Annotated in this window: 20 protein-coding genes and 1 pseudogene; 15 read left to right on the forward strand and 6 right to left on the reverse strand. The window is 60.8% G+C overall.

Annotation, left to right across the window (positions count from 1 at the left end):
- Positions 1 to 1,350, forward strand: coding sequence for a spinster family MFS transporter (locus ACXX83_RS03005; protein WP_217837416.1), 1,350 nt, complete (start codon positions 1 to 3; stop codon positions 1,348 to 1,350).
- A gap of 185 nt (positions 1,351 to 1,535) precedes the next feature.
- Here ACXX83_RS03005 and rapA read toward each other — a convergent pair whose 3' ends face one another.
- Positions 1,536 to 4,382, reverse strand: a complete 2,847-nt coding sequence (gene rapA, locus ACXX83_RS03010; protein ID WP_458547521.1) for an RNA polymerase-associated protein RapA — start codon at positions 4,380 to 4,382, stop codon at positions 1,536 to 1,538.
- Between the two features lie 218 nt (positions 4,383 to 4,600).
- Between rapA and ACXX83_RS03015 the strand changes: the two genes are divergently transcribed.
- The 3 genes from ACXX83_RS03015 to ccoM all read left to right on the forward strand — a co-directional run bounded on the left by ACXX83_RS03015 (position 4,601) and on the right by ccoM (position 5,461).
- A complete protein-coding gene (locus tag ACXX83_RS03015; RefSeq protein ID WP_008054180.1) occupies positions 4,601 to 4,942 on the forward strand; it encodes a hypothetical protein in 342 nt (113 codons plus the stop codon).
- Between the two features lie 100 nt (positions 4,943 to 5,042).
- Positions 5,043 to 5,204, forward strand: coding sequence for a hypothetical protein (locus tag ACXX83_RS03020; protein ID WP_086776977.1), 162 nt, complete (start codon positions 5,043 to 5,045; stop codon positions 5,202 to 5,204).
- Positions 5,205 to 5,350: 146 nt separating this feature from the next.
- Positions 5,351 to 5,461, forward strand: a complete 111-nt coding sequence (ccoM, locus tag ACXX83_RS03025) for a cytochrome c oxidase subunit CcoM (protein ID WP_007976669.1) — start codon at positions 5,351 to 5,353, stop codon at positions 5,459 to 5,461.
- A 288-nt stretch (positions 5,462 to 5,749) separates the two neighbouring features.
- Here the strand turns inward: ccoM and ACXX83_RS03030 are convergent, their stop codons facing one another.
- Positions 5,750 to 7,225: an inorganic phosphate transporter gene (locus ACXX83_RS03030; protein ID WP_217837417.1), complete on the reverse strand. Its 1,476-nt coding sequence runs from the start codon at positions 7,223 to 7,225 to the stop codon at positions 5,750 to 5,752.
- Between the two features lie 376 nt (positions 7,226 to 7,601).
- Positions 7,602 to 7,802: a hypothetical protein gene (locus ACXX83_RS03035; protein WP_007976673.1), complete on the reverse strand. Its 201-nt coding sequence runs from the start codon at positions 7,800 to 7,802 to the stop codon at positions 7,602 to 7,604.
- Positions 7,803 to 8,490: 688 nt separating this feature from the next.
- Between ACXX83_RS03035 and pcaR the strand changes: the two genes are divergently transcribed.
- The 11 genes and pseudogenes from pcaR to pcaC all read left to right on the forward strand — a co-directional run bounded on the left by pcaR (position 8,491) and on the right by pcaC (position 18,086).
- A complete protein-coding gene (pcaR, locus tag ACXX83_RS03040) occupies positions 8,491 to 9,333 on the forward strand; it encodes a pca regulon transcriptional regulator PcaR (RefSeq protein ID WP_007986334.1) in 843 nt (280 codons plus the stop codon).
- Positions 9,334 to 9,457: 124 nt separating this feature from the next.
- The gene (pcaK, locus tag ACXX83_RS03045) at positions 9,458 to 10,804 is read left to right on the forward strand and encodes a 4-hydroxybenzoate transporter PcaK (RefSeq protein ID WP_015093846.1); all 1,347 of its coding nucleotides are present in this window, start codon (positions 9,458 to 9,460) and stop codon (positions 10,802 to 10,804) included.
- A 270-nt stretch (positions 10,805 to 11,074) separates the two neighbouring features.
- On the forward strand, positions 11,075 to 11,932 hold the full coding sequence (locus tag ACXX83_RS03050) for a CoA transferase subunit A (RefSeq protein WP_007976681.1): 858 nt from the start codon (positions 11,075 to 11,077) through the stop codon (positions 11,930 to 11,932).
- Positions 11,932 to 12,711 (forward strand): CoA-transferase subunit beta, encoded by a 780-nt coding sequence (locus tag ACXX83_RS03055; RefSeq protein ID WP_458547524.1) that lies wholly within the window; start codon positions 11,932 to 11,934, stop codon positions 12,709 to 12,711. Before ACXX83_RS03050 ends, ACXX83_RS03055 begins: the two co-directional genes overlap by 1 nt.
- On the forward strand, positions 12,708 to 13,913 hold the full coding sequence (gene pcaF / locus ACXX83_RS03060; protein ID WP_458547526.1) for a 3-oxoadipyl-CoA thiolase: 1,206 nt from the start codon (positions 12,708 to 12,710) through the stop codon (positions 13,911 to 13,913). The genes ACXX83_RS03055 and pcaF overlap by 4 nt, the downstream gene beginning before the upstream one ends.
- A 37-nt stretch (positions 13,914 to 13,950) precedes the next feature.
- A complete protein-coding gene (gene pcaH / locus ACXX83_RS03065) occupies positions 13,951 to 14,655 on the forward strand; it encodes a protocatechuate 3,4-dioxygenase subunit beta (protein ID WP_007976686.1) in 705 nt (234 codons plus the stop codon).
- Position 14,656: 1 nt separating this feature from the next.
- Positions 14,657 to 15,223, forward strand: a complete 567-nt coding sequence (gene pcaG / locus ACXX83_RS03070) for a protocatechuate 3,4-dioxygenase subunit alpha (RefSeq protein WP_015093849.1) — start codon at positions 14,657 to 14,659, stop codon at positions 15,221 to 15,223.
- Positions 15,224 to 15,330: 107 nt separating this feature from the next.
- A pseudogene (locus ACXX83_RS03075) lies at positions 15,331 to 15,430 on the forward strand (hypothetical protein); the annotation flags it as partial.
- 84 nt (positions 15,431 to 15,514) lie between these two features.
- Complete coding sequence (locus ACXX83_RS03080) at positions 15,515 to 16,879, forward strand: 3-carboxy-cis,cis-muconate cycloisomerase (protein WP_458547528.1); 1,365 nt, start codon at positions 15,515 to 15,517, stop codon at positions 16,877 to 16,879.
- Between the two features lie 12 nt (positions 16,880 to 16,891).
- Entirely contained in the window at positions 16,892 to 17,683 is a 792-nt protein-coding gene (gene pcaD / locus ACXX83_RS03085) for a 3-oxoadipate enol-lactonase (protein WP_458547530.1), read from the forward strand.
- A gap of 10 nt (positions 17,684 to 17,693) precedes the next feature.
- Positions 17,694 to 18,086, forward strand: coding sequence for a 4-carboxymuconolactone decarboxylase (gene pcaC / locus ACXX83_RS03090; protein WP_007976697.1), 393 nt, complete (start codon positions 17,694 to 17,696; stop codon positions 18,084 to 18,086).
- Positions 18,087 to 18,213: 127 nt separating this feature from the next.
- Here pcaC and ACXX83_RS03095 read toward each other — a convergent pair whose 3' ends face one another.
- The 3 genes from ACXX83_RS03095 to emhB form a co-directional block, all read right to left on the reverse strand.
- Positions 18,214 to 19,473 (reverse strand): OprD family porin, encoded by a 1,260-nt coding sequence (locus ACXX83_RS03095; protein ID WP_458547532.1) that lies wholly within the window; start codon positions 19,471 to 19,473, stop codon positions 18,214 to 18,216.
- Between the two features lie 430 nt (positions 19,474 to 19,903).
- Positions 19,904 to 21,364: an efflux RND transporter outer membrane subunit EmhC gene (emhC, locus tag ACXX83_RS03100; RefSeq protein ID WP_217837425.1), complete on the reverse strand. Its 1,461-nt coding sequence runs from the start codon at positions 21,362 to 21,364 to the stop codon at positions 19,904 to 19,906.
- The gene (gene emhB, locus ACXX83_RS03105; protein WP_015093855.1) at positions 21,364 to 24,525 is read right to left on the reverse strand and encodes an efflux RND transporter permease subunit EmhB; all 3,162 of its coding nucleotides are present in this window, start codon (positions 24,523 to 24,525) and stop codon (positions 21,364 to 21,366) included. Before emhB ends, emhC begins: the two co-directional genes overlap by 1 nt.
- Positions 24,526 to 24,527 lie beyond the last annotated feature (2 nt).

Here is a 24,527-nt window from a genome sequence, read left to right on the forward strand (position 1 = left end):
ATGCAGAACTCGACCCAAGCGGCCAATGCCTGGCGCATCCTGTTCCTGTTGTTCCTGGCCAACCTGTTCAATTTTTTCGACCGCACCATCCCGGCTATCATCATCGAGCCCATTCGCATGGAATGGCACCTCAGTGATTTCCAGTTGGGGATCATCGGTACGGCATTCACCATCGTCTACGCCATTGCCGGCTTGCCACTGGGGCGCATGGCCGATACCGGCTCGCGCAGCAAGCTGATGGGCTGGGGACTCGCGGTGTGGAGCGGGTTGACGGCCGTCAACGGCATGGTGGGCAGTTTCTGGAGCTTCCTGATCGTGCGCATGGGCGTCGGCATCGGCGAGGCCAGCTACGCGCCAGCCGCCAACTCGTTGATCGGCGATTTGTTTCCGGCTCACCGCCGGGCACGGGCCATGGGCATCTTCATGCTGGGGCTGCCGTTGGGGCTGTTGCTGGCGTTCTTCACCATCGGCGCGATGGTCAAGGCCTTCGATAGCTGGCGCGCGCCATTCTTTATTGCGGCGGTGCCCGGGCTGGTCCTGGCGATTTTCATGTTTTTCATCAGGGAACCGAAACGCGGCGCCGCCGAGAGCGTTCAGGTTTCGCAGGAAAAGATTGATCGACCGATCCGTCGGGTCCTGGCCGTACCAACCTTCCTGTGGCTGGTGATGGCGGGCCTCTGTTTCAACTTCGCCACCTATGCCTGTAATTCGTTTCTGGTGCCGATGCTGCAACGCTACTTCCTCATGCCGTTGCAGGAAGCCGCAGTGGCGACCGGGGTTATTGTCGGCGTGACCGGCTTGGTCGGCCTGACCCTCGGTGGCTGGATCGCGGACAAGATTCACCAGCGGGTCGCTAACGGGCGGCTATTGTTTGCCGCCTTCAGCCTGGTGATTTCGACGGTCTGCACCGCGTGGGCGCTGCATTCCGGGCGAATCGAGATCGGTGTGTTCGTCGCCGTATTCAGTGTCGGTTGGCTGTTCGCCTACAACTTCTACACCTGCGTGTACACGGCGATTCAGGACGTGGTCGAACCGCGCTTGCGGGCGACGGCCATGGCGCTGTTCTTTGCCGGGCTGTACCTGTTGGGCGGTGGCCTGGGGCCGATGGTGGTCGGGGCCTTGTCCGATCACTTCGCCCACACGGCAATGCTCGCCGCTGGCGCCGAGCAGATGACCGAAGCGTTCAAGGCGGTTGGCCTGCATGACGCGATGTACCTGATTCCGGTGGCGCTGTTGCTTACCGTGGTGTTTCTGTTCCTGGCTTCGCGGTGTTTTGTGCGCGATGCCAAGCGGATGAAGGACGGGTTGGTGGCGGTGGGTGAGCCTGAAGGTTCTGTGGTGACTGCCTGATCCCTTTCGCGGGCAAGCCCGCTCCCACATGTTTAGTGTTGTTCACGAGATTTGTATTCGACACTAACAATTGTGGGAGCGGGCTTGCCCGCGAAGAGGCCATTAGCAGCACTACTGAAATTGAATCAAACAAAAAAGGCCCGCATCGCTGCGGGCCTTCTTTTTATAGCGGTGGAGGAGGGTTGTTAACCCGCCACCAACACCCGAATCGCTTCCAGTCGCAACGCAGCCTTGTCGAGCATGGCCAGGCCTTGCTCGCGTTGTTTGCGCAGGGCCACCAGTTCGCTGTCGCGCACGGTCGGGTTGACCGCTTGCAAGGCGGTCAGGCGCGCCAGTTCTTCGTCGGTATCGGCGGCCAGGCGACGCTGCGCCTCGGCGACACGTTCAGTGTGGCGCGGCAGGATCTTCGCCTCACCGGCGTTGATCCGCGGTGCCAGTTGGTCACGCTGAGCCTGGATGAACTTGTTGGCGCTGGCACGTGGCACGCTTTCGAGCTGGTCGTTCAAGGTTTCGAACGACACGCGGGCCGACAGGTCGTTGCCGTTGGTATCGAGCAGGCAGCGCAGGGCGGCCGGCGGCAGGTAGCGGCCCAATTGCAGCGAGCGCGGGGCAACCACTTCGCTGACATACAACAGTTCCAGCAACACGGTGCCCGGCTTCAGCGCCTTGTTCTTGATCAGGGCCACGGCGGTGTTGCCCATGGAACCGGACAGCACCAGATCCATGCCGCCCTGCACCATCGGGTGCTCCCAGGTAATGAATTGCATGTCTTCGCGAGACAGCGCCTGGTTGCGGTCGTAAGTGATGGTCACGCCTTCGTCGTCGCCCAGCGGGAAGCTGGCGTCGAGCATTTTTTCGCTCGGCTTGAGGATCAGGGCGTTTTCCGAATGGTCTTCGCTGTCGATGCCGAAGGCGTCAAACAGGGTTTCCATGTAAATCGGCAGCGCGAACTGGTCGTCCTGCTCAAGGATATCTTCCACCAGTGCATCGCCTTCGCCCGCGCCACCGGAGTTCAGCTCCAGCAAGCGGTCACGGCCGGTGTGCAGCTCGGCTTCCAGGCGCTCACGCTCGGTACGGGCTTCGTCGATCAGTGCTTGCCACTCGCCATCGTCGGCTTCTTCGAGCAGCGGCAGCAGGCGCGGGCCGAACTGGTGCTGCAAGGCGTTGCCGGTCGGGCAGGTGTTGAGGAAGGCGTTCAGCGCTTCGTGGTACCACTGGAACAGGCGCTCTTGCGGGCTGGTTTCCAGGTACGGCACGTGCAGTTCGATGATGTGCTTCTGGCCGATCCGGTCCAGACGACCAATGCGTTGCTCCAGCAGGTCCGGGTGGGACGGCAGGTCGAACAGCACCAGGTGATGGGAGAACTGGAAGTTGCGGCCTTCACTGCCGATTTCCGAGCAGATCAGCACTTGCGCGCCAAACTCTTCGTCGGCGAAGTAGGCGGCGGCGCGGTCACGCTCGAGGATGTTCATGCCTTCATGGAACACCGTGGCCGGGATGCCGGAACGTACGCGCAGGGCGTCTTCCAGGTCCATGGCGGTTTCGGCGTGGGCGCAGATCACCAGCACTTTGGTGCGCTTGAGCATCTTCAACTGGTCGATCAGCCACTCGACGCGCGGGTCGAATTTCCACCAGCGCTCTTCTTCGCTGGCGTCCGGCTGGGCCTGGAAGCTGACTTCCGGGTACAGCTCGGCGTGATCGCCCAGCGGCAGTTCGAGGTATTCGTCCGGGCACGGCAGCGGGTACGGATGCAGCTTGCGTTCCGGGAAGCCTTGCACGGCGGCGCGGGTGTTGCGGAACAGTACGCGGCCGGTGCCGTGACGGTCGAGCAATTCGCGCACCAGGCGCGCGCTGGCTTCTGTGTCGCCATCGTTGACGGCGGCCAGCAGGGCTTCGCCTTCGTTGCCGAGGAAACCGTGGATGGTCTTGTGGGCTTGCGGCGACAGGCGTCCCTGATCCAGCAACTCCTGAACGGCTTCGGCCACCGGGCGATAGTTTTCGCTCTCGGCGCGGAAGGCTTGCAGGTCATGGAAACGGTTCGGGTCGAGCAGGCGCAGACGGGCGAAGTGGCTGTCCTGGCCCAGTTGTTCCGGGGTGGCGGTCAACAGCAGTACACCAGGAATGGTTTTGGCGAGTTGCTCGACCAGCGAGTATTCAGGGCTGACCTGATCTTCGTGCCACACCAGGTGGTGCGCCTCGTCGACCACCAGCAAGTCCCAGCCTGCCGCGAACAGCGCGTCCTGGGCTTTCTCGTCGTCCACCAGCCACTCAAGCGCGACCAGCGCGAGTTGGGTGTCTTCGAACGGGTTGCTGGCATCGCTTTCGATGAAGCGCTCTTCGTCGAACAGCGCGACCTGCAGGTTGAAACGCCGACGCATCTCGACCAGCCACTGGTGCTGCAGGTTCTCAGGAACCAGGATCAGCACACGGCTGGCGCGGCCCGAGAGCAACTGGCGATGGATCACCAGGCCGGCTTCGATGGTTTTACCCAGGCCCACTTCGTCGGCCAGCAGAACCCGCGGCGCGATACGGTCGGCGACTTCGCGGGCAATGTGCAACTGGTGCGCGATCGGTTGCGCACGCACGCCGCCCAGGCCCCACAGGGAGGACTGCAACTGACGGCTGGTGTGTTCCAGAGTGTGATAACGCAGGGAGAACCACGGCAGCGGGTCGATCTGGCCGGCGAACAGACGGTCGCTGGCCAGGCGGAACTGGATGAAGTTCGACAGTTGGGTTTCCGGCAGGGTGACCACTTCGTTCTGCCCGTTGAGGCCGTGGTAAACCAGCAGGCCATCAATGTCATCGACTTCGCGGACAGTCAGCTTCCAGCCTTCGAAGTGAGTGATGGAGTCACCCGGCGAAAACCGCACGCGGGTCAGAGGCGCATTCCGTAGCGCGTACTGGCGGGTGTCGCCAGTGGCCGGGTAGAGCACGGTCAACAAGCGGCCGTCCTGTGCCAGAACGGTGCCTAAACCCAGCTCGGCTTCGCTGTCACTGATCCAGCGTTGCCCCGGTTGATACTGCTGCGCCATGCTGCCTGACTCCCACCTTGAAAAAGCCGGCTATCTTAACGGAATGAGGGCTTCAGGGCCAAAGGACTCTCAGAAAAACTCACAGTCAAACGTTAGCCCACCTGTGCATGACGCGCCGCTCAGTGCACTAATGAGTGCCAATTGGGTCACAGTTTGCGACCGATGGCTCAAGTCGCCATCCCCGCAGCCGACAGCCTGCTGACAGGAGACTGAAAACCATGCTGCCACCGATGCTTCCCTTGAGTGCCGTGCCGATCACTTCACAGACTGATCCGATCCGCCAGCGCCCGGATATTCCACCGGTGGTGCCGGTGCAGGAAAGCTCCAGTGAAAGCACCATCGACCTGCAAAAGCGCAATCCTGAAGAGGACGGGCTAGTGCTGCGCGAGGAGCAGCGCCGCAGGCAGGAGCAGGAACGGCGTCGCCACGAGGCTGATAATGATCCCGAGGCTCACCTGGCGATTCCCGGGGATGAACTCAATGCCGACAACACCGTGCCGGTGGCGCCGCTGATGGAGGATCAGCCGCGGCAGGGGTTGTGGGTCGACATCGAGATTTGAGCACACGGCTGGTCAGCGCGGCCGTCAGGCCGCATTATTGGCGCAGGGTTGCCGAACGCTACGGTGGCTGAAACTCATTTCAAGCGATGCACTGACTGCCATGAGCCAAGACGACAAACTGATTGACCTCAACGCTGAGCGCGCCAAGCGTGTTCATGACCTCAATGACAAACGACTCAATGAAGTTCGCCAGGCGTTCGAACAAGCCATGCCGTTGGGCAAGGTGAAGAAAAAGCCGAAAAACAAACCGAAAAAACGCTGACCCTCCTCCCCGCATTCATTGATGCGGGTCAAACTTTTCCCTTCCTCTTGCCCAGTCTCGGGCGACATTGATCCCGGTCAATATTCTCTCCTGCCCGTTTGGTTAACTTAGCCCTATCGCAACAGGGCAAGTGCAGGAGACGCGTCATGTTTTTCGATAACGTGGTGATCGCCGGAGTGCTGACTGTCAGCCTCATGTTTGTATTTTTTGCAGGGTTCGGACTTTTTATCTGGAAGGATTCGCACAAGCGGAAATAACCGTGGTTCTTTCTGGATGTAATGAGCACGCAAGGCATTTTGGGCAACTTCGGTTGCCCTTTTTTTTGCCTGTAAAACTCTATCGATACACGCAAACCCTGTGGGAGCGAGCTTGCTCGCGATGAGGCCATAACATTCAGCATCTATATTGACTGCAAGGCCGCTATCGCGAGCAAGGCCGCTATCGCGAGCAAGCTCGCTCCCACAATGACTTGTGGTGTGGCGAAAACTATGGCAATAAAAAAGGCGCGTTCCTTGCGGAGCGCGCCTTTTTCGTTTGGCTGCCTGTCAGCTGCCAAGCGCCTTCGAAGCGAGCCAGAACAACCCGGCCGACAGGGCCACGGTGGCTGGCAGGGTCAATACCCAGGCCAGCAGGATGGTTCTGACGGTGCCGCCTTGCAGGCCACTTTTATTGGCGACCATGGTGCCCGCCACGCCCGAGGACAGCACGTGGGTGGTGGAAACCGGCAGGCTGAAGATGTTCGCCATGCCGATCAGGCTGGCGGTGGTGATCTGCGCCGACATGCCTTGAGAATAAGTCATGCCTTGCTTGCCGATCTTCTCGCCAATGGTCAGTACCACGCGTTTCCAGCCAACCATGGTGCCCAGGCCCAGGGCCAGCGCCACTGCCAGAATCACCCAGAACGGGGCGTATTCGGTGGTAGTGGTCAGGTCTTTGCGCAACTTGTCCAGGTCAGCCTTTTCACGGGCCCCGAGAGTTGGCAACTTGCTGACTTTCTTCGCTGTATCGTCCAGGCAGAGCAGGTAGCGACGGACTTCGATACGGCTTTCAGCCGACAGCGAATGGTAGTCGGCTACACCCTTGAGGGTGTCGAGCAGGGCGGTGATGGTCGGTTCGGTCTGTTGCGGGTTGCAACGGAACTTCTCCGGCAGGTCGCCGTTCTGGCTCTTGCCCAGGGCCAGGAATTCGCCCAGGGTTTCGGAATTGCGCTGGTAGAACTGGCTCAGGTGCAGGGTCGCGTCGCGAGTCCGCTCGATCTGATAGGTCGTGCTGTTCAGGTCGAGGACGAACTGGGCCGGCACGATACCGATCAGGACCAGCATGATCAGGCCGATACCTTTCTGGCCATCGTTGGAACCGTGCACGAAACTCACGGCCATGGCCGAGATCACCAGTACCAGGCGATTCCAGAACGGCGGGTGTTTCTTGTCGTCGATCTTGCGGCGCTGTTCCGGCGTCTTGTGCATCTTCGACAGCGGGCGCCACCATTTAAGGCCGATCAGGATCAGCGCGGCGATCAGGAAACCGGCCATTGGCGAGAACACCAGTGACATGCCGATATCGATCGCCTTTTGCCAGTTCACCCCGTCGGCCAACGGAATATCGTTGATCAGGGCGTTGGCCAGGCCGACACCGAGGATCGAACCGATCAGCGTGTGGGAACTGGAAGCGGGAATACCGAAGTACCAGGTGCCCAGGTTCCAGGTAATGGCGGCGGCGAGCAATGAGAACACCATGGCCAGTCCGTGACCGGTGTTCACATTGATCAGCAGTTCTACCGGCAGCAGGTGGACAATGGCATACGCCACGCCGACCCCGCCCAGCAGCACGCCGAGGAAGTTGAACACCCCGGAGAAAAACACCGCCAGGTGAGGCGGCATGGCTTTAGTGTAGATAACGGTGGCCACCGCGTTAGCGGTGTCATGAAAGCCGTTGATGAACTCGAAGGCGAGGACAAAGGCCAGGGCGAGCAAGAGGCTCACAAGCACCCAAGCATCCAGTCCGCTGAATAAATCGATCATGAAGGTTTTCTGACCCGGTCATAAGGGGGCGCGATTATGCCAGAAAAGACTGCTAATCAATGCACTAGCTGCTCATCGGTAACATTCTTCAACGAATTTTTTTGCCGCGGCACCCAAAGCCCAAGGGTTTTGCTGTGTTTTTTAACTTATTGATTTTGCTAGAGAAGATCGCCACGGCAAGGGGGGCGCACGGCTGAAGGATGGGGTCGAATGCCTGTACGAAATATCTGAGAAATACATCAGATATCAAAATCTGCCTTCATCCGGGGAGGACAGTGGCCGCTGCCCGCTCGTAGCGGGCGCGCAAGGCGACCTCCATACATCCCGCTTTTAACAGGTGCAGAGGCAGGTCCTTGTAAGGATCAGGCCGAAGCAGTCATGGCTCTTCGGCTTTGAGTTCCTTTTCCATTTTTTCAAGTTCTTGCTGGAAAACCTGATCCTGAACGGTGGCGCGTTTACGCCAGGGTTTGCGTTCCGGTTCGGGTTGAGCGGCGTAAGTGGTGACTTCTCCGCCGTAAACTTCCTTGTAGCGTTGTTCCTGGCGCTCTAGTTCCGCGCGCAGTTCGTCTTTCGTCACAGTGCTACCTGATTGAGTTGGATAAATTCTGGTGAAAACGCGCTGCATCAAATCGATTGATCACGTCCGTCGAATGGCAATGCCCGTCGAGGCATCGTTTTGGCAACAACCGGGATCAATACTTCCATGTCACAGGCGGCCACGGCACCAGAGATAAACAGCTGACGTAGCTTCAGTTTCCTGTTTCAGCAAGCGCACGGGCAAGGCGGTGCAATGCAGATCTGGCGCTTGCAACGGGCAACGGCGATGGAACATTGCATTGCCGGGCAGCAGGTCCGGCAAGTAAAAAAACCGGAGCGCTACTGAATTGTATTATAGCGGCCTATTTGAAGAACACTATATCCAAAGAGTTAAAAGCGGGTCTTGGGGGGGAGAGTTTTGTTGTGCGAAACTTTACGTTTCACTAGAACGTCGACCGATCCCTGATTGCTGCGATGCCTTTCTGACGCCATTAAGTCGAACAAGTTACGGTATTTAGAATGCCTCATTAAGGCCCTGGGGGCGATCGGCTGTAAACGAGTTTGTGATTCAGCGAAAAACGGATATCAGCGCACCCGGTGATTGATACGGTGGATTGCGATTATCGGTCGAGCGTTCGATAATCGCCCGGAGTTGACGGGCCGGGCTTGAGCGTCAGGCGGTAGCCCTTTGTAATAGTCGCTGATCCGAGTGGGTAAAAGGTCCTTGTATGAACGATCAAATGCGCAATTCCTTCGCTTCAGTGGCTCCCCCCATCGTTGCCTCACCGGCCAAACGGATCCAGGCACTGACCGGCGACCCGGATTTCATGACGTCCCTGGCCCGTGGCCTGGCTGTGGTGCAGGCGTTCCAGGAGCGCAAACGGCACCTGACCATCGCCCAGATCAGCCACCGCACGGAAATTCCCCGCGCTGCCGTGCGCCGTTGCCTGCACACCCTGATCAAACTCGGCTACGCCACCACCGACGGCCGCACCTATTCGCTGCTGCCCAAAGTACTGACCCTCGGCCATGCCTATGTGTCATCAACGCCGCTGGCGGTGTCCGCCCAGCCTTATCTGGACCGCATGAGCGAACAGCTGCACGAGGCCTGCAACATGGCCACGCTGGAAGGTGATGACATTCTGTACATCGCCCGCTCCGCGACCACCCAGCGCCTGATTTCGGTGGACCTGTCGGTGGGCGGGCGCCTGCCGGCCTATTGCACGTCGATGGGACGGATCCTGCTGGCCGCGCTGGATGACACGTCGCTGGGCGAATACCTGGACCACGCCGAACTGCAGGCCAAGACGAGTCGCACGATTCACACCCCCGAGGCATTGCTCGAATGCCTGCAAGAGGTGCGACAGCAAGGCTGGTGCATCGTCGACCAGGAGCTTGAACAGGGGCTGCGCTCGATTGCCGTCCCGGTGTACGACGCCTCCGGCCAGGTGGTCGCGGCCCTCAATGTCAGTACCCACGCCGGGCGAGTCAGTCGTAACGAGCTGGAACAACGCTTCCTGCCCGGCCTGCTGAGTGCCAGCCGCGACCTCAGTACCCAACTGTTCACCTAAGCTGTTCGATAAACGCACAGAGTTGCGTTTGGCGAATTGACGCTGTTTCCTGTGGATCATTACTGTCGCGTCTGCGTCAGCCTCCGCTGGCCCCTTATCGACTGTGATCCACGGAATAAAAATAATGAACCAGCCCCAGTCTGCTGTAGGAAACTGCCTTGACGTGCAGTCCTTCATCAATGCTCAACCCATTTCGCGCTACCAGTGGCGTGTAGTCATCCTGTGTTTCCTGATTGTCTTTCTCGATGGCCTCGATACCGCGGCCATGGGGTTCATTGCGCCGGCTCTTTCGCAGGATTGGGGAATCGATCGCGCCAGCCTCGGCCCGGTGATGAGCGCGGCTCTGATCGGCATGGTCTTTGGTGCACTGGGCTCCGGGCCATTGGCTGACCGCTTTGGGCGAAAAGTCGTACTGGTCGGGGCGGTGTTGTTGTTCGGTGCCTTCAGCCTGGCTTCGGCCTACAGCACCAACGTCGAGCAATTGCTGGTGTTGCGCTTTTTAACCGGGTTGGGCCTGGGCGCCGGCATGCCGAACGCCACGACTCTGCTGTCGGAGTACACCCCGGAGCGCAAGAAGTCCCTGCTGGTGACCAGCATGTTCTGCGGTTTCAACCTCGGTATGGCGGGTGGCGGATTTATCTCGGCCAAACTCATTCCGGCCTTTGGCTGGCACAGTTTGCTGCTGATCGGTGGAGTCCTGCCGCTGATCCTCGCCGTCGTTTTGCTGTTCTGGCTGCCGGAGTCGGCGCGTTACCTGGTGGTGCGTAACCGCGGTACGGACAAAGTGCGCAGGGCACTGGCGCCGATTGACCCGACGGTGGTGGCCCAGGCGTCCAGTTTCAGCGTGCCGGAACAGAAAACCGTGAAGGCGCGCAATGTGTTTGCGGTGATCTTCTCCGGTACCTACAGCGTCGGCACCTTGCTGCTGTGGCTGACCTACTTCATGGGCCTGGTAATCGTCTACCTGCTGACCAGCTGGCTGCCGACGCTGATGCGTGACAGTGGCGCGAGCATGGAGCAGGCCGCCTTCATCGGCGCGCTGTTCCAGTTCGGTGGCGTGCTGAGTGCAGTGGGCGTGGGCTGGGCGATGGATCGGTTCAATCCGCACAAGGTCATCGGTACTTTCTACCTGCTGGCCGGGGTGTTTGCCTACGCGGTGGGGCAGAGCCTGGGCAACATCACAATACTGGCGACGCTGGTGCTGGTGGCGGGGATGTGTGTCAACGGTGCGCAGTCGGCAATGCCGTCGCTGGCGGCACGTTTTTACCCGACTCAGGGGCGGGCCACCGGAGTGTCGTGGATGCTCGGGATCGGCCGCTTCGGCGCCATTCTCGGGGCGTGGATGGGCGCGACGCTGCTGGGGTTGGGCTGGAACTTCGAACAAGTGCTGACGGCGCTGGTGATTCCGGCGGCGCTGGCGACTGCGGCCGTTGTGATCAAGGGCATGGTCAGTCATGCGGATGCGACCTGACCGCCTGATCCGGAATCTCGTGTTGGTTTGAGGACCCATTCGCGGGCAAGCCCGCTCCCACAGGGATACGCGGTCACCTGTGGGAGCGGGCTTGCTCGCGAAGCTTTTGATCTGGACTGTTAGTCGAGTAACAATATGTTCGATTATCGAACGGTTAGTCGATTATCGGATTGTTTGGTGTTTTGCACAGGCTTAACCTTCAGTCATTCCGGCGCTGCGCATCGGCGCCTTCTTCCACTGTCGGTTAACAACAAACGGGAGCCTGCCCCAATGGCTGAAATTCTTTCGCTGCACGACGCGGTGAAGCAATTCGTGAACGACGGCGATACGGTCGCACTCGAAGGCTTTACCCATCTGATCCCGACTGCCGCGGGTCACGAAATCATTCGCCAGGGCAAGAAAGACCTGACCCTGGTGCGGATGACCCCTGACCTGATCTACGACCAGTTGATCGGTGCCGGTTGTGCCCGCAAGCTGATTTTCTCCTGGGGCGGCAACCCGGGTGTCGGTTCCCTGCATCGACTGCGTGACGCCGTCGAGAAACAGTGGCCGCACCCGCTGGAAATCGAAGAGCACAGCCATGCCGACCTGGCCAATGCCTACGTCGCCGGTGCTTCCGGCCTGCCGTTCGCGGTGCTGCGAGCCTACGCCGGTTCCGACCTGCCGAAGGTCAACCCGCTGATCAAGTCCGTTACCTGCCCGTTCACCGGCGAAGTGCTCGCCGCCGTGCCTTCGGTGCGCCCGGACATCACCGTGATCCATGCACAGAAAGCCGACCGCAAAGGCAACGTGCTGCTCTGGGGCATTCTCGGTGTGCAGAAAGAAGCCGCACTGGCAGCCAAGCGTTGCATTGTCACCGTTGAAGAGATCGTCGACGACCTCAATGCACCGATGAACGCCTGCGTGCTGCCGACCTGGGCCTTGAGCGCGGTTTGCCACGTACCTGGCGGTGCGCATCCGTCCTACGCCCACGGTTACACCGAACGCGACAACCGTTTCTACCAGGCCTGGGACCCGATTGCCCGCGACCGTGAAACCTTCACCGCGTGGATCAACGAATACATCCACGGCAGCGCTGACTTCAGCGAGTTCCAGGCCAAACTGGCCGCCGCTTCGGAGGCGAAGTAATGACTTACACCACCAATGAAATGATGACCGTCGCCGCCGCTCGCCGCTTGAAGAACGGTTCTGTGTGCTTCGTTGGCATCGGCCTGCCGTCGAAAGCGGCCAACCTGGCGCGCCTGACGTCTTCGCCTGATGTGGTACTGATCTACGAATCGGGTCCGATCGGTGCCAAGCCGAGCGTATTGCCGCTGTCGATCGGTGACGGTGAATTGGCGGAAACCGCCGACACCGTGGTCCCGACCGGCGAGATTTTCCGCTACTGGCTGCAGGGCGGGCGCATCGACGTCGGCTTTCTCGGCGCGGCGCAGGTTGACCGTTTCGGCAACATCAACACCACAGTGGTCGGCGATTACCACGCGCCGAAAGTGCGTCTGCCAGGCGCCGGTGGCGCGCCGGAGATTGCCGGTTCCGCCAAGAGCGTGTTGATTATCCTCAAGCAGTCGGCGCGCTCCTTTGTCGACAAACTCGACTTCATTACCTCGGTCGGCCACGGCGAGGGCGGCGATTCGCGCAAGCGTCTCGGCCTGCCAGGTGCCGGTCCGGTGGGGATCATTACTGATCTGTGCATCATGGAGCCGGAAGCCGGCACCCATGAGTTCGTGGTCACTGCACTGCACCCGGGCGTGACCCGCGAGCAAGTCGTCACCGCCACCGGTTGGGCAATCCGATTTGCCGACAACGTTGAGCAAACCGCCGAGCCGACCGACGTCGAGCTGACCGCGTTGCGCGATCTCGAAGCCCGTACCGCAGCGGCCCACGGCCAAGCCCCCGGAGAAGCGTGATGCGTGACGTTTATATCTGCGACGCGATTCGTACCCCCATCGGTCGTTTCGGCGGCGGTCTGTCGACGGTGCGTGCCGATGACCTGGCCGCCGTGCCGATCAAGGCCTTGATGGAGCGCAACCCGTCGGTGGACTGGAGCGCCGTGGACGAGGTGTTCCTCGGCTGCGCCAACCAGGCCGGCGAAGACAACCGCAACGTCGCGCGCATGGCGCTGCTGTTGGCGGGGCTGCCGCAAAGCATTCCCGGCGTGACCCTCAACCGCCTCTGCGCTTCGGGCATGGATGCCATCGGCACCGCGTTCCGCGCCATCGCCAGCGGCGAGATGGAGCTGGCGATTGCCGGCGGCGTCGAGTCGATGTCCCGCGCACCGTTCGTGATGGGCAAGGCCGACGCGGCGTTCTCGCGCAACATGAAACTCGAAGACACCACCATCGGCTGGCGCTTCATCAACCCGCTGATGAAAGCCCAGTACGGCGTGGACGCGATGCCGCAGACCGCTGACAACGTGGCCGACGATTACAACGTCTCCCGTGAAGACCAGGACGCCTTTGCCCTGCGCAGCCAGCAGCGCACCGCCGTCGCGCAAGCTGCCGGGTTCTTCGCCGAAGAAATCGTCGAAGTGCGGATTGCCCACAAGAAGGGTGAAACCGTGGTCAGCCAGGACGAGCATCCTCGCGCCGACACCACCCTGGAAGCCCTGACCAGACTGAAACCGGTCAACGGCCCCGATAAAACCGTCACCGCCGGCAATGCCTCGGGTGTGAACGACGGTGCCGCCGCGTTGATCCTGGCCTCGGCCGAAGCCGTGAAGAAACACGGCCTGACCGCCCGGGCCAAAGTGCTGGGCATGGCCAGCGCCGGTGTTGCACCGCGGGTGATGGGCATCGGCCCGGTGCCCGCGGTGCGCAAACTGACCGAGCGCCTCGGCGTGGCAGTCAGCGATTTCGATGTGATCGAACTCAACGAAGCCTTCGCCAGCCAGGGCTTGGCGGTTCTGCGTGAACTGGGGATCGCCGACGATGCCGCCCAGGTCAACCCGAACGGCGGCGCTATTGCCCTGGGCCATCCGTTGGGCATGAGTGGTGCGCGTCTGGTACTGACGGCGTTGCATCAGCTGGAAAAGACCGGTGGCAAGAAAGGACTGGCGACCATGTGCGTCGGTGTCGGCCAGGGTCTGGCTTTGGCAATCGAACGGGTCTGACACACCCTGTCGGCTAATAAGAACTGAGGAAAGAGTAATGACTGACAAGCCTGGTTACCGTCGCCCGCAGGAGGGTACTCAGCCGGAGTACCTGCATCCGACCTATCAATCCACCAACCTGCGCTCGCCGTCCAAGCCGTTGGTGTTTCTGCCCCATTCGTTGTCGGAAATCACCGGGCCAACCGTCGGCGCCGAGCGCGTCAACGAAAAGGACAATGACCTCACCGCTCAGCACGAAGGTCAGCCACAGGGCGAGCGCATCATCATTCACGGCCGCGTGCTGGACGAAAACGGTCTGCCGGTTCCGGGGATTCTGGTGGAGATCTGGCAGGCCAACGCCGCCGGTCGCTATGCCCATGCCCGTGACCTGCACGATGCGCCGCTGGACCCGAACTTCACCGGCACCGGCCGTACCGTGACCGACGCCGATGGCTGGTATCAGTTCCAGACCATCAAGCCCGGTGCGTATCCGTGGGGCAACCACCACAACGCCTGGCGCCCGGCGCACATCCACTTCTCGCTGTTCGGGCCGAGCATCCTGACGCGCCTGGTGACGCAAATGTATTTCCCGGGCGACCCGCTGCTGGCGTACGACCCGATCTACAACTGCGTGCCCGATACCCGCGCCAAAGAGCGCTTGATCGCCTCGTTCGACCTGGAAAAAACCATCCCGTCCTATGCCCTCGGTTATCGCTGGGACATCGTTTTGCGCGGCCGCGACGCCACGCCGATGGAGAAATAAGATGACGCTGACTGCGACCACGTCCCACACCGTCGGGCCGTACTACCACATCGGCCTGACCTGGCTGAACCGCGAAGACCTGACCGTCGAACAAACCCTGGGCGAGCGCGTGGCGATCACCGGGCAAGTGCTCGACGGCAATGGCGACATCGTCAACGATGCGATGCTGGAAGTCTGGCAGGCCAACGCCGCGGGCAAGTATGACCATCCGGAGGACGACCAGGAAAAACCCCTGGACCCGAATTTCGAAGGCTTTGGCCGGGTGCCGGTGGATGCCGAAGGGCGTTTTCGTTTCACTACCATCAAGCCGGGAACGGTCGAGGGGCTCAAAGGCACGACTCAGGCACCGCACCTGGTGGTGCTGGTGTTTGCCCGTGGTCTGGTTAAGCACCTGCTGACACGGATCTACTTTGAGGGTGAGGCGGCCAACGTGAACGATCCGCTGCTGGAATGCGTGCCGGCCGAGCGTCGCGGTACCTTGCTGGCCAGGAAGGATGCGTCGGGTGTCTATCAGTGGAATGTGATTCTGCAAGGCACTGATGCGGAGACGGTGTTCTTCGATTATTGAATGAACACCGCCGCTCCCACAGTGGATTTGTGTTGCCGATCTATCTGTGGAACGGGGCTGTTACAAGGCGTGTCTAGACTCTGACTGTCTCCGTTGAGTGAAAAACAATGACAACGACCACTGCTATACACCGGTGAGGAGCGCAGCAAGCGGATCTTCGCCATCGTCGGTGCCTCGTCCGGCAATCTGGTCGAATGGTTCGACTTCTTGCCGAAACAGGCGAAGTATCTGCATCACGATCTTTGATCTTCATGCGCGGGTCGCAAAGGCCCGCGCCTTCAGGAACTGCTTATGAACCAGCGACCGGGCAATCAATTGTTCGATGCCTATTTCACTACCCGCGATATGCGTGAAGTGTTCTGCGATCAGGGCCGGGTCCAGGCCATGCTCGATTTCGAAGCGGCACTGTCCCGGGCACAAGCGCGAGTCGGCTTGATACCATCGAGTGCAGTCGCGCCGATTGAGGCGGCTTGCAGCGCCAGGCTCTACGACTTTGCGGCGTTGGGTGAGGCGATTGCCACGGCGGGTAACTCGGCGATTCCGTTGGTCAAGGCGCTGGGCAAGCAGATCGCTGCGCAGAATGCCGAGGCCGAGCGTTACGTGCATCTGGGCGCGACCAGCCAGGATGTGATGGACAGCGGCCTGGTGCTGCAATTGCGTCGTGCGCTGGAGCTGATCGAAAGTGATCTGGCGCAGCTGGGACATGTCCTTGCGTCCCAGGCCCGGCAATACGCGACCACACCATTGGCCGGGCGCACCTGGTTGCAACATGCAACGCCGGTGACCCTCGGCATGAAAATCGCCGGTTGGCTAGGCGCCGTGACCCGCAGTCGCCAACGCCTGGCCGAATTGAAACCGCGTTTGCTGGTGCTGCAATTCGGCGGTGCGTCCGGCACCCTTGCGGCACTTGGCGAGCAAGCCATGCCGATTGCCCGGGCGCTGGCCGAAGAGCTGCAACTGACCTTGCCCGAGCAACCGTGGCACACCCAGCGCGATCGAGTGGTGGAGTTCGGCGCGGTGCTCGGGTTGATCGCCGGCAGTCTCGGCAAACTCGGTCGCGACGTCAGCCTGCTGATGCAAACCGAAGCCGCCGAAGTGTTCGAACCTTCGGCGCCGGGCAAGGGCGGTTCCTCGACCATGCCGCACAAGCGCAATCCGGTGGGCGCGGCGGTGTTGATCGGCGCGGCGACGCGTGTACCCGGTTTGCTCTCGACACTGTTCAGTGCCATGCCCCAGGAACACGAGCGCAGTCTCGGCCTGTGGCATTCCGAGTGGGAAACCCTGCCGGAGATTTGCTGCCTGGTGTCGGGCAGCCTGCAGCAAGCGTTGCTGATTGCCCAGGGACTGGAAGTGGATGCCGGGCGTATGGCGCACAACCTCGATCTGACCCAGGGCCTGGTGCTAGCCGAAGCGGTGAGCATCGTCCTCGCCCAACGGGTCGGCCGCGATACCGCACACCATCTGCTCGAACGCTGCTGCAAACGCGCGGTGGCCGAACAGCGTCACCTGCGTGCGGTCCTCGGTGACGAACCGCAAGTGACTGCCGAGCTGTCGGCGGCTGAACTCGATCATCTGCTGGACCCTGCCCATTACCTCGGCCAGGCCCAAACCTGGGTCGAGCGGGCGGTGGCCGAACATTCTTCATTTTCTGCCTGAAGGAGAATTGCTGTGGCTTTTGTACAACTCGCCGAGGGCGAACTGCATTATCAACTGGATGGACCGGTCGATGCGCCGGTGCTGGTGCTGTCCAACTCTTTGGGCACCGACCTGCACATGTGGGACGCGCAAATCCCGGCGTTCGCCAAGCATTTTCGTGTGTTGCGTTTTGACACTCGCGGCCATGGCCAGTCATTGGTGACACCGGGGCCTTACAGCATCGAGCAACTGGGCCACGACGTGCTCGCCTTGCTGGATGCCTTGCACATCGAGCGCGCGCACTTCTGTGGCTTGTCCATGGGCGGACTGATTGGCCAGTGGCTGGGGATCAATGCCAGCGAGCGCCTGAACAAACTGATCGTGTGCAACACTGCGGCGAAAATCGGCGATTCGTCAGTGTGGAATCCGCGTATCGAAATGGTCCAGCGTGATGGTCAGGCGGCCATGGTTGCCTTGCGCGATGCCTCGATTGCCCGCTGGTTCACTCCGGACTTCTCGGCCGCCAACCCGGCGGCGGCCAAGCAGATTACCGACATGCTCGCGGCCACTTCGCCCGAAGGCTATGCGGCCAATTGCGCGGCGGTGCGTGATGCCGATTTCCGCGATCGGTTGTCCTCGATCAAGGCGCCGTTGCTGGTGATTGCCGGGACCGAAGACGCGGTGACGCCGCCATCCGGTGGGCATTTCATTCAGGAGCATGTGCGCGGGGCCGAGTACGCCGAGTTCTACGCCGCGCATTTGTCCAACGTCCAGGCAGGCGACGCGTTCAGCGAGCGCGTGATGGCGTTTCTGTTGGCTGATTGAGGGGATTCTCGTGGACGAAAAACAACGTTATGACGAGGGCATGAAGGTCCGTCGCGCGGTCCTTGGAGACGCGCATGTCGACCGCAGCCTGACGACCCTGACCGAGTTCAACTCGGAGTTTCAGGAGATGATCACCCGCCACGCCTGGGGCGACATCTGGACCCGCCCGGGCCTGCCGCGCCATACCCGCAGCCTGATCACCATCGCCATGCTGATCGGCATGAACCGCGAGGGCGAACTCAAACTGCACCTGCGCGCTGCCGCCAACAACGGCGTGAGCCGTGGCGAGATCAAGGAAGTGATCATGCAGAGCGCCATCTACTGCGGTATTCCGGCGGCCAATGCGACCTTCCACCTGGCCGAGTCGGTGTGGGATGAGTTGGGGGTCGAATCGCGGGAGTGATCCCGGCGACTTGCATTAACTGAACTGACGTCTTCGCGAGCAAGCCCGCTCCCACATTAGACCGTGTTTGCCATTGCGACTCGGTCAACTGTGGGAGCGGGCTTGCTCGCGAAGGCGATCGTAAGGTCTAGAGCAAGCTGATCGGATAGCTGATGATCAACCGGTTCTCATCGAACTCGTTATTGCTGTAATCCCGGCGCATGGTCGAGTTGCGCCATTTCAGATTCAAGTCTTTCAGCACGCCGCTCTGCACGGTGTAGCCCAGTTCCGATTCACGCCCCCATTCCTTGCCGTCGGTGATGCTGCCGGTGTGAACATTGTCGCCGCTGATGTAGCGGTTCATCAGGGTCAGGCCCGGTACGCCAAGGGCGACGAAGTTGTAGTCGTGGCGTACTTGCCAGGATTTCTCCCGGGCGTTGTCGTAGCTGGAGTTGTAGCTGTCGTTGGCCAGAGTGCCGCCGCTGGTGCCGTTGACCCGCATCCAGGCGCTGTCGCCGGTGAGTTTCTGCAGGCCGACGTAGAAGGTGTTGCCGCCGTATTTGGCCGAGAACAAACCGTACAGGGTTTTGTTGTCCAGCTCGCCGGCCTGGGCGCTGCCGTCATCCTTGCCGTAGAAGAAACCCAGGTTGGCGCCCAGGGTCCAGTCGCCAAGCGGTTGGCTGTGGATCAGGTTGACGAATTGCTGGCTGTAGATGTCCTTGAGCTCGGCGTTCCACAGACCAATCTGGGTGCGCTTGTCATTGAACACGTACTCACCGCCCTGGAAGTTAAAGCGGTCGGAGGTGAACGCAGCTTTGCCGGTCATCGACATGTCGTTCATGCTGCTGTCATCGCGCGGGCTGTTGGCGCGGAACTGGCCGCCGTACAACGTTAGTCCGTTGATTTCTTTCGAGGTGATCTGACCGCCACGGAAGGTTTGCGGCAGCGAACGACCATCGTCCGAACGCAGGATCGGCAGCACCGGCATCCATTCGCCAACCTTCACTTCTGTCTGGGACAGCTTCGCTTTGAACGCCACGTTGGTGCGGCCGAAGTTGTCCGCCGGGCGGCCGTCATGGTCCAGCGGCAGCAGTTGCGTACCGCCGGTGCCTTTGCCGCCGTCGAGCTTCACCGAATACAAACCCAGCACATCCATGCCGAAGCCGACAGTGCCCTGGGTGAACCCGGATTTGGCATCGAGGATGAAACTCTGCGTCCACTCCTCAGCCTTGCCCTGGGCCTTGGTCGGGTTGGTGAAGTTGCGATTGATGTAGAAATTGCGCAGGTTCAGGTTGACCTTGGCGCCCTCGACAAAACCCGATTCCTCGGCGCTGGCGGGCAGGGCCGCGCAGGCCAGGGCAATGGCGATCAGGCTGGGAACGAAGTACGGCGCGGGAGTAGGCGTCATGGGCTCGGGTCTCTCTAATTCTTGGGGATGAAACGCGGTGATGCCGCAACCCGCGGGTTGCAGACGAACAGTCGAAATCATGAAAAGCGAAGCGAATCAGCCGGGGAGGGCAGGGCGCGGGGGCATGGTGTCGAACCTGTTGTTATTGGTTTTGTGGTTCGGATGGTGCTTGGGATGTACTGGATGGTTCAATCGTAAAAAGCGGGTTTTGGGCGATTATCGAACATAACCTTGATCCAAGTTTATGTGGATTGTGGACCGGTCTCTTCGCGAGCAAGCCCGCTCCCACAGTCGACTGCATTCCTTCTGAAAGAACCCGGTTAATGTGGGAGCGAGCTTGCTCGCGAAGAGGCTATGCCTGACAACACACCTTTTCCCGCAGCCAACAAAAAGCCCACCAATCGGTGGGCTTCGTGTTTTCACAGCGCTATCAGAAATACTTCATCTTCGGCGCTTCTTCTTTCAACGGCTCGTTCTTCGCCGTCTGTTCGTTCCAGCCACCACCCAGTGCCTTGTACAGGTTGACCTGACTGATCAGCTGCGCCAGGCGATCGGTAATCAGATTCTGTTCGGAGTTGAACAGCTGACGCTGGGCATCGAGGAACGTCAGGTTGCTGTCGACACCGATGCGATAACGACGCTCGGCCAGGCGGTAGTAGTCCTGGTTGGCGCTGACCAGATTACGCTGTGCCTGTACCTGGTCGGTATAGGTCCCGCGTGCGGCCAGGCCGTCGGCGACTTCCTGGAAGGCCGTTTGAATGGACTTCTCGTAGTTCGCCACACCAATGTCTTTCTGGATCTTCGAGTAATCCAGGCTGGCGCGCAGGCTGCCAGCGTTGAAGATCGGCAGGTTGATCTGCGGCTGGAACAGCCAGGTACCCGAACCGCCCTTGAACAGGCCGGACAGGTCCGGGCTCAGGGTCCCGGCGTTGGCGGTCAGGCTGATGCTCGGGAAGAACGCTGCCCGTGCCGCGCCGATGTTGGCGTTGGCCGCCTTGAGGTTATGCTCGGCCTGGAGGATGTCCGGACGACGTTGCAGCAAGTCCGACGGCAGGCCGGCCGGTACTTCGGCCAACAGATCGTCGTTCAACGGTTTGGCCGCTGGCAGGTTGGCCGGGACGCCGGTACCCAACAGCAGTACCAGGCTGTTTTCATCCTGGGCGACCTGGCGGGTGTAACGGGCCAGTTGCGCACGGGCGTTTTCCACCGAGGTCCGCGACTGCGCCAGGTCCAGGGCCGAGGCGACTCCCACTTCGTTGCTGCGCGCGGTGAGCTTGTAGCTCTCCTCGAACGCGGCGAGGGTGTCCTGGGTGACTTTCAGCAGTTCCTTGTCGGCCTGCCAGGTCAGGTAGGCGTTGGCGACGCTGGCCACCAGGCTGAGTTGCGTGCTGCGCCGGCCTTCTTCGGTGGCGAAGTACTTCTGCAACGCTTCCTCGTTCAGGCTGCGAACCCGACCGAACAGGTCGAGTTCGTAGGCGTTGACGCCAACCGTTGCCGAGTAGGAACTGGTGATGCCGGCTTCGCCGGTCTGCGACGCGTTAGCCGGAAGGCGCTGACGGCTGCCGGTGCCATTGGCCGAAACGGCCGGGAACAGGTCGGCGCGGGAGATGCGGTACTGAGCCGCAAAGGCGTCGATGTTCAGGGCCGCGACACGCAGGTCACGGTTGTTTTCCAGGGCGACCTGGATCAGCTGTTGCAGCGCCGGGTCATGGAAAAACTGCTTCCAGCCCTGCTCGGCCGCCGCTTGCGCCGGTGCCTGGGCCGGCGAATACGCCGGGCCTTGCGGGTATTGCCCCGCCACCGGTGCTTCGGGCTGCTGATAATCAGGTATCAGCGAGCAGCCACCGAGCACGAAAGCGGCGACTGCCAGGGAGAGTAGCGACTTGCTCATTAGCCAGCCTCTTTAGGAGTTTCAGTAGCGTCATCCTGGTCGGCAATCTTACGCTGGCCAATGGACGACACGGTGACGAAGAACAGCGGGACCCAGAAGATCGCCAGCACAGTGGCCGTGATCATACCGCCGATCACGCCGGTACCGATCGCATGCTGGCTACCCGAACCTGCACCCGTGGATATCGCCAGTGGTACCACGCCCAGAACGAAGGCGAGGGAGGTCATGATGATCGGTCGCAGACGCATGCGGCAGGCTTCGATTGCCGCGTCGCGCAGGCTACGCCCCTGTTCGTGCAGTTCCTTGGCAAATTCGACAATCAGAATGGCGTTTTTCGCCGCCAGACCGATAGTCGTCAACAGGCCTACCTGGAAGTACACGTCGTTGGACAAGCCGCGCAGGCTGGTGGCCATCAGTGCACCGATGATCCCAAGCGGTACCACCAACATCACCGCGATCGGAATCGACCAGCTTTCATACAACGCCGCCAGGCACAGGAACACCATCAGCAGCGACAGGGCGTACAGCGCCGGCGCTTGCGAACCGGACAGACGTTCCTCGTACGACAGGCCGGTCCAGGAAATACCGACACCGGCCGGCAGCTTCCTGGCAATGGCTTCGACTTCGAGCATGGCTTCACCGGTGGAGTAACCCGGTGCCGGGGCGCCGAGGATTTCCATCGCTTCCACGCCGTTGTAACGGGCCAGTTTCGGCGAACCGTAGATCCACTCGCCCTTGGCGAATGCCGAGAACGGCACCATGGTTCCCTGGGCGTTGCGCACGTACCACTTCTGCAAGTCTTCCGGGCCCATTCGAGAGCCTGGCTGGCCTTGCACGTAAACCTTCTTCACCCGACCACGGTCGATGAAGTCGTTGACGTAGCTACTGCCCAGGGCAATCGACAGGGTGTTGTTGATGTCGGCGATGGTAATGCCCAGGGCACTGGCCTTCTCGTCATCGATTTCCAGTTGGTATTGCGGTTCGTCGTTCAGGCCGTTCGGACGCACCTGAGACAGGATCTTGCTTTGTGCGGCCATGCCAAGGAACTGGTTGCGCGCTTCCATCAGTTTTTCGTGGCCGATACCGGCGCGGTCCTGCAGGAACACGTCGAAACCGGTGGCGTTACCCAACTCCAGTACCGCCGGCGGTGCAAAGGCGAACACCATGGCATCGCGGAAGGTGAAGAAGTGCTGCTGGGCACGGGCCGCCACCTTGAACACGTTGTTGTCGGCGTTACGTTCGTCCCACGGACGCAGCATGATGAACGCCATACCCGAACTCTGGCCACGGCCGGCGAAGTTGAAACCGGTCACGGTAAACACCGAGTTCACCGCATCGCCTTCGCCGCCATCCTTGCCCGGGCGCAGCAGGAATTCACGCATTTCATCCACGACCACCTGGGTACGCTGGGCTGTGGAGCCGGCCGGGGTTTGCACCTGGGCAAACAGTACACCCTGGTCTTCTTCCGGCAGGAACGCCGTTGGAATGCGGGTGAACAGCCAGATCATGCCCACCACGATCAGCAGGTACGCCAGCAGGTACGGGATCTTGCGCTGCAGGATATTGCCTACACCGCGTTCGTAGCCGCGCACGCCGCGGTCGAAATTGCGGTTGAACCAGCCAAAGAAACCACGCTTGGGTACGCCGTGCTCACCTTTCGGAATCGGCTTGAGCATGGTGGCGCAAAGCGCTGGGGTGAAGATCAGCGCAACCAGTACCGACAGGGCCATGGCCGAAACGATGGTGATCGAGAACTGCTTGTAGATCACACCGGTGGAGCCGCTGAAGAACGCCATTGGCAGCAGAACCGCCGACAACACCAGGGCGATACCGACCAGTGCGCCCTGGATCTGGCCCATGGACTTCTTGGTGGCTTCCTTCGGTGACAGGCCTTCTTCGCTCATCACCCGTTCGACGTTTTCCACCACGACGATGGCGTCGTCCACCAGCAAGCCGATGGCCAGCACCATACCGAACATGGTCAGGGTGTTGATGCTGAAACCGGCGGCCGCGAGGATCCCGAATGTACCGAGCAATACCACCGGCACGGTCATCGTGGTGATCACGGTGGCGCGGAAGTTTTGCAGGAACAGGAACATCACCAGGAACACCAGCGCGATCGCTTCGACCAGGGTGTGCACCACACCTTTGATCGACTCGGTCACCACCGGCGTGGTGTCGTACGGGAACACCACTTCCATCCCTTGCGGGAAGAACGGCTTGAGGTTGTCGATGGTCGCGCGCAGGGCCTTGGCGGTATCGAGCGCGTTGGCACCGGTGGCCAGTTTCACCGCCAGGCCGGAAGCCGGGGCGCCGTTGAACTGGGCATTGATGCTGTAGTTCTCGCCACCCAGGCCGACTTCGGCAACATCTTTGAGGCGAACCTGGGAGCCGTCTTTGTTGACCTTGAGCAGGATCTTGTCGAATTGCTCCGCGGTCTGCAGGCGGGTCTTGCCGATGATCGTCGCGTTCAACTGGGTGCCGGGCAGGGCAGGCAGGCCGCCGAGCTGACCGGACGACACCTGGACGTTTTGCGCCGCGATGGCGGTCTTGACGTCGATCGGGGTCAGGTTGTAGTTGTTCAACTTGGCCGGGTCGAGCCAGATACGCATGGCGTACTGCGAACCGAACACCTGGAAGTCACCGACACCGGCGGTCCGCGAGATCGGGTCTTGCATGTTCGACACGATGTAGTTGGACAAGTCGTCCTTGGTCATGCTGCCGTCACGCGACACCACGCCGATCACCAGCAGGAAGTTCTTCACCGCCTTGGTGACGCGGATACCTTGCTGTTGCACTTCCTGCGGCAGCAGCGGGGTGGCCAGGTTCAGCTTGTTCTGCACCTGAACCTGCGCGGTGTCGGAGTTGGTGCCTTGCTCGAAGGTCGCGGTAATGGTCATGGTGCCGTCGGAGTTACTTTCCGACGAGACATAACGCAGGTTGTCGATACCGTTGAGCTGTTGCTCGATCACCTGAACCACGGTGTCCTGTACCGTTTGTGCCGAAGCACCCGGGTAAGTCACGGAAATTGCGATCGCTGGAGGCGCAATGCTCGGGTACTGGTTGATCGGCAACCGCAGGATCGATAGTGCCCCGACCAACATGATCACCAGGGCAATCACCCAGGCGAAAATCGGACGGTCGATAAAAAATCTCGACATGG

It is taken from the genome of Pseudomonas sp. GNP012, assembly GCF_054343835.1.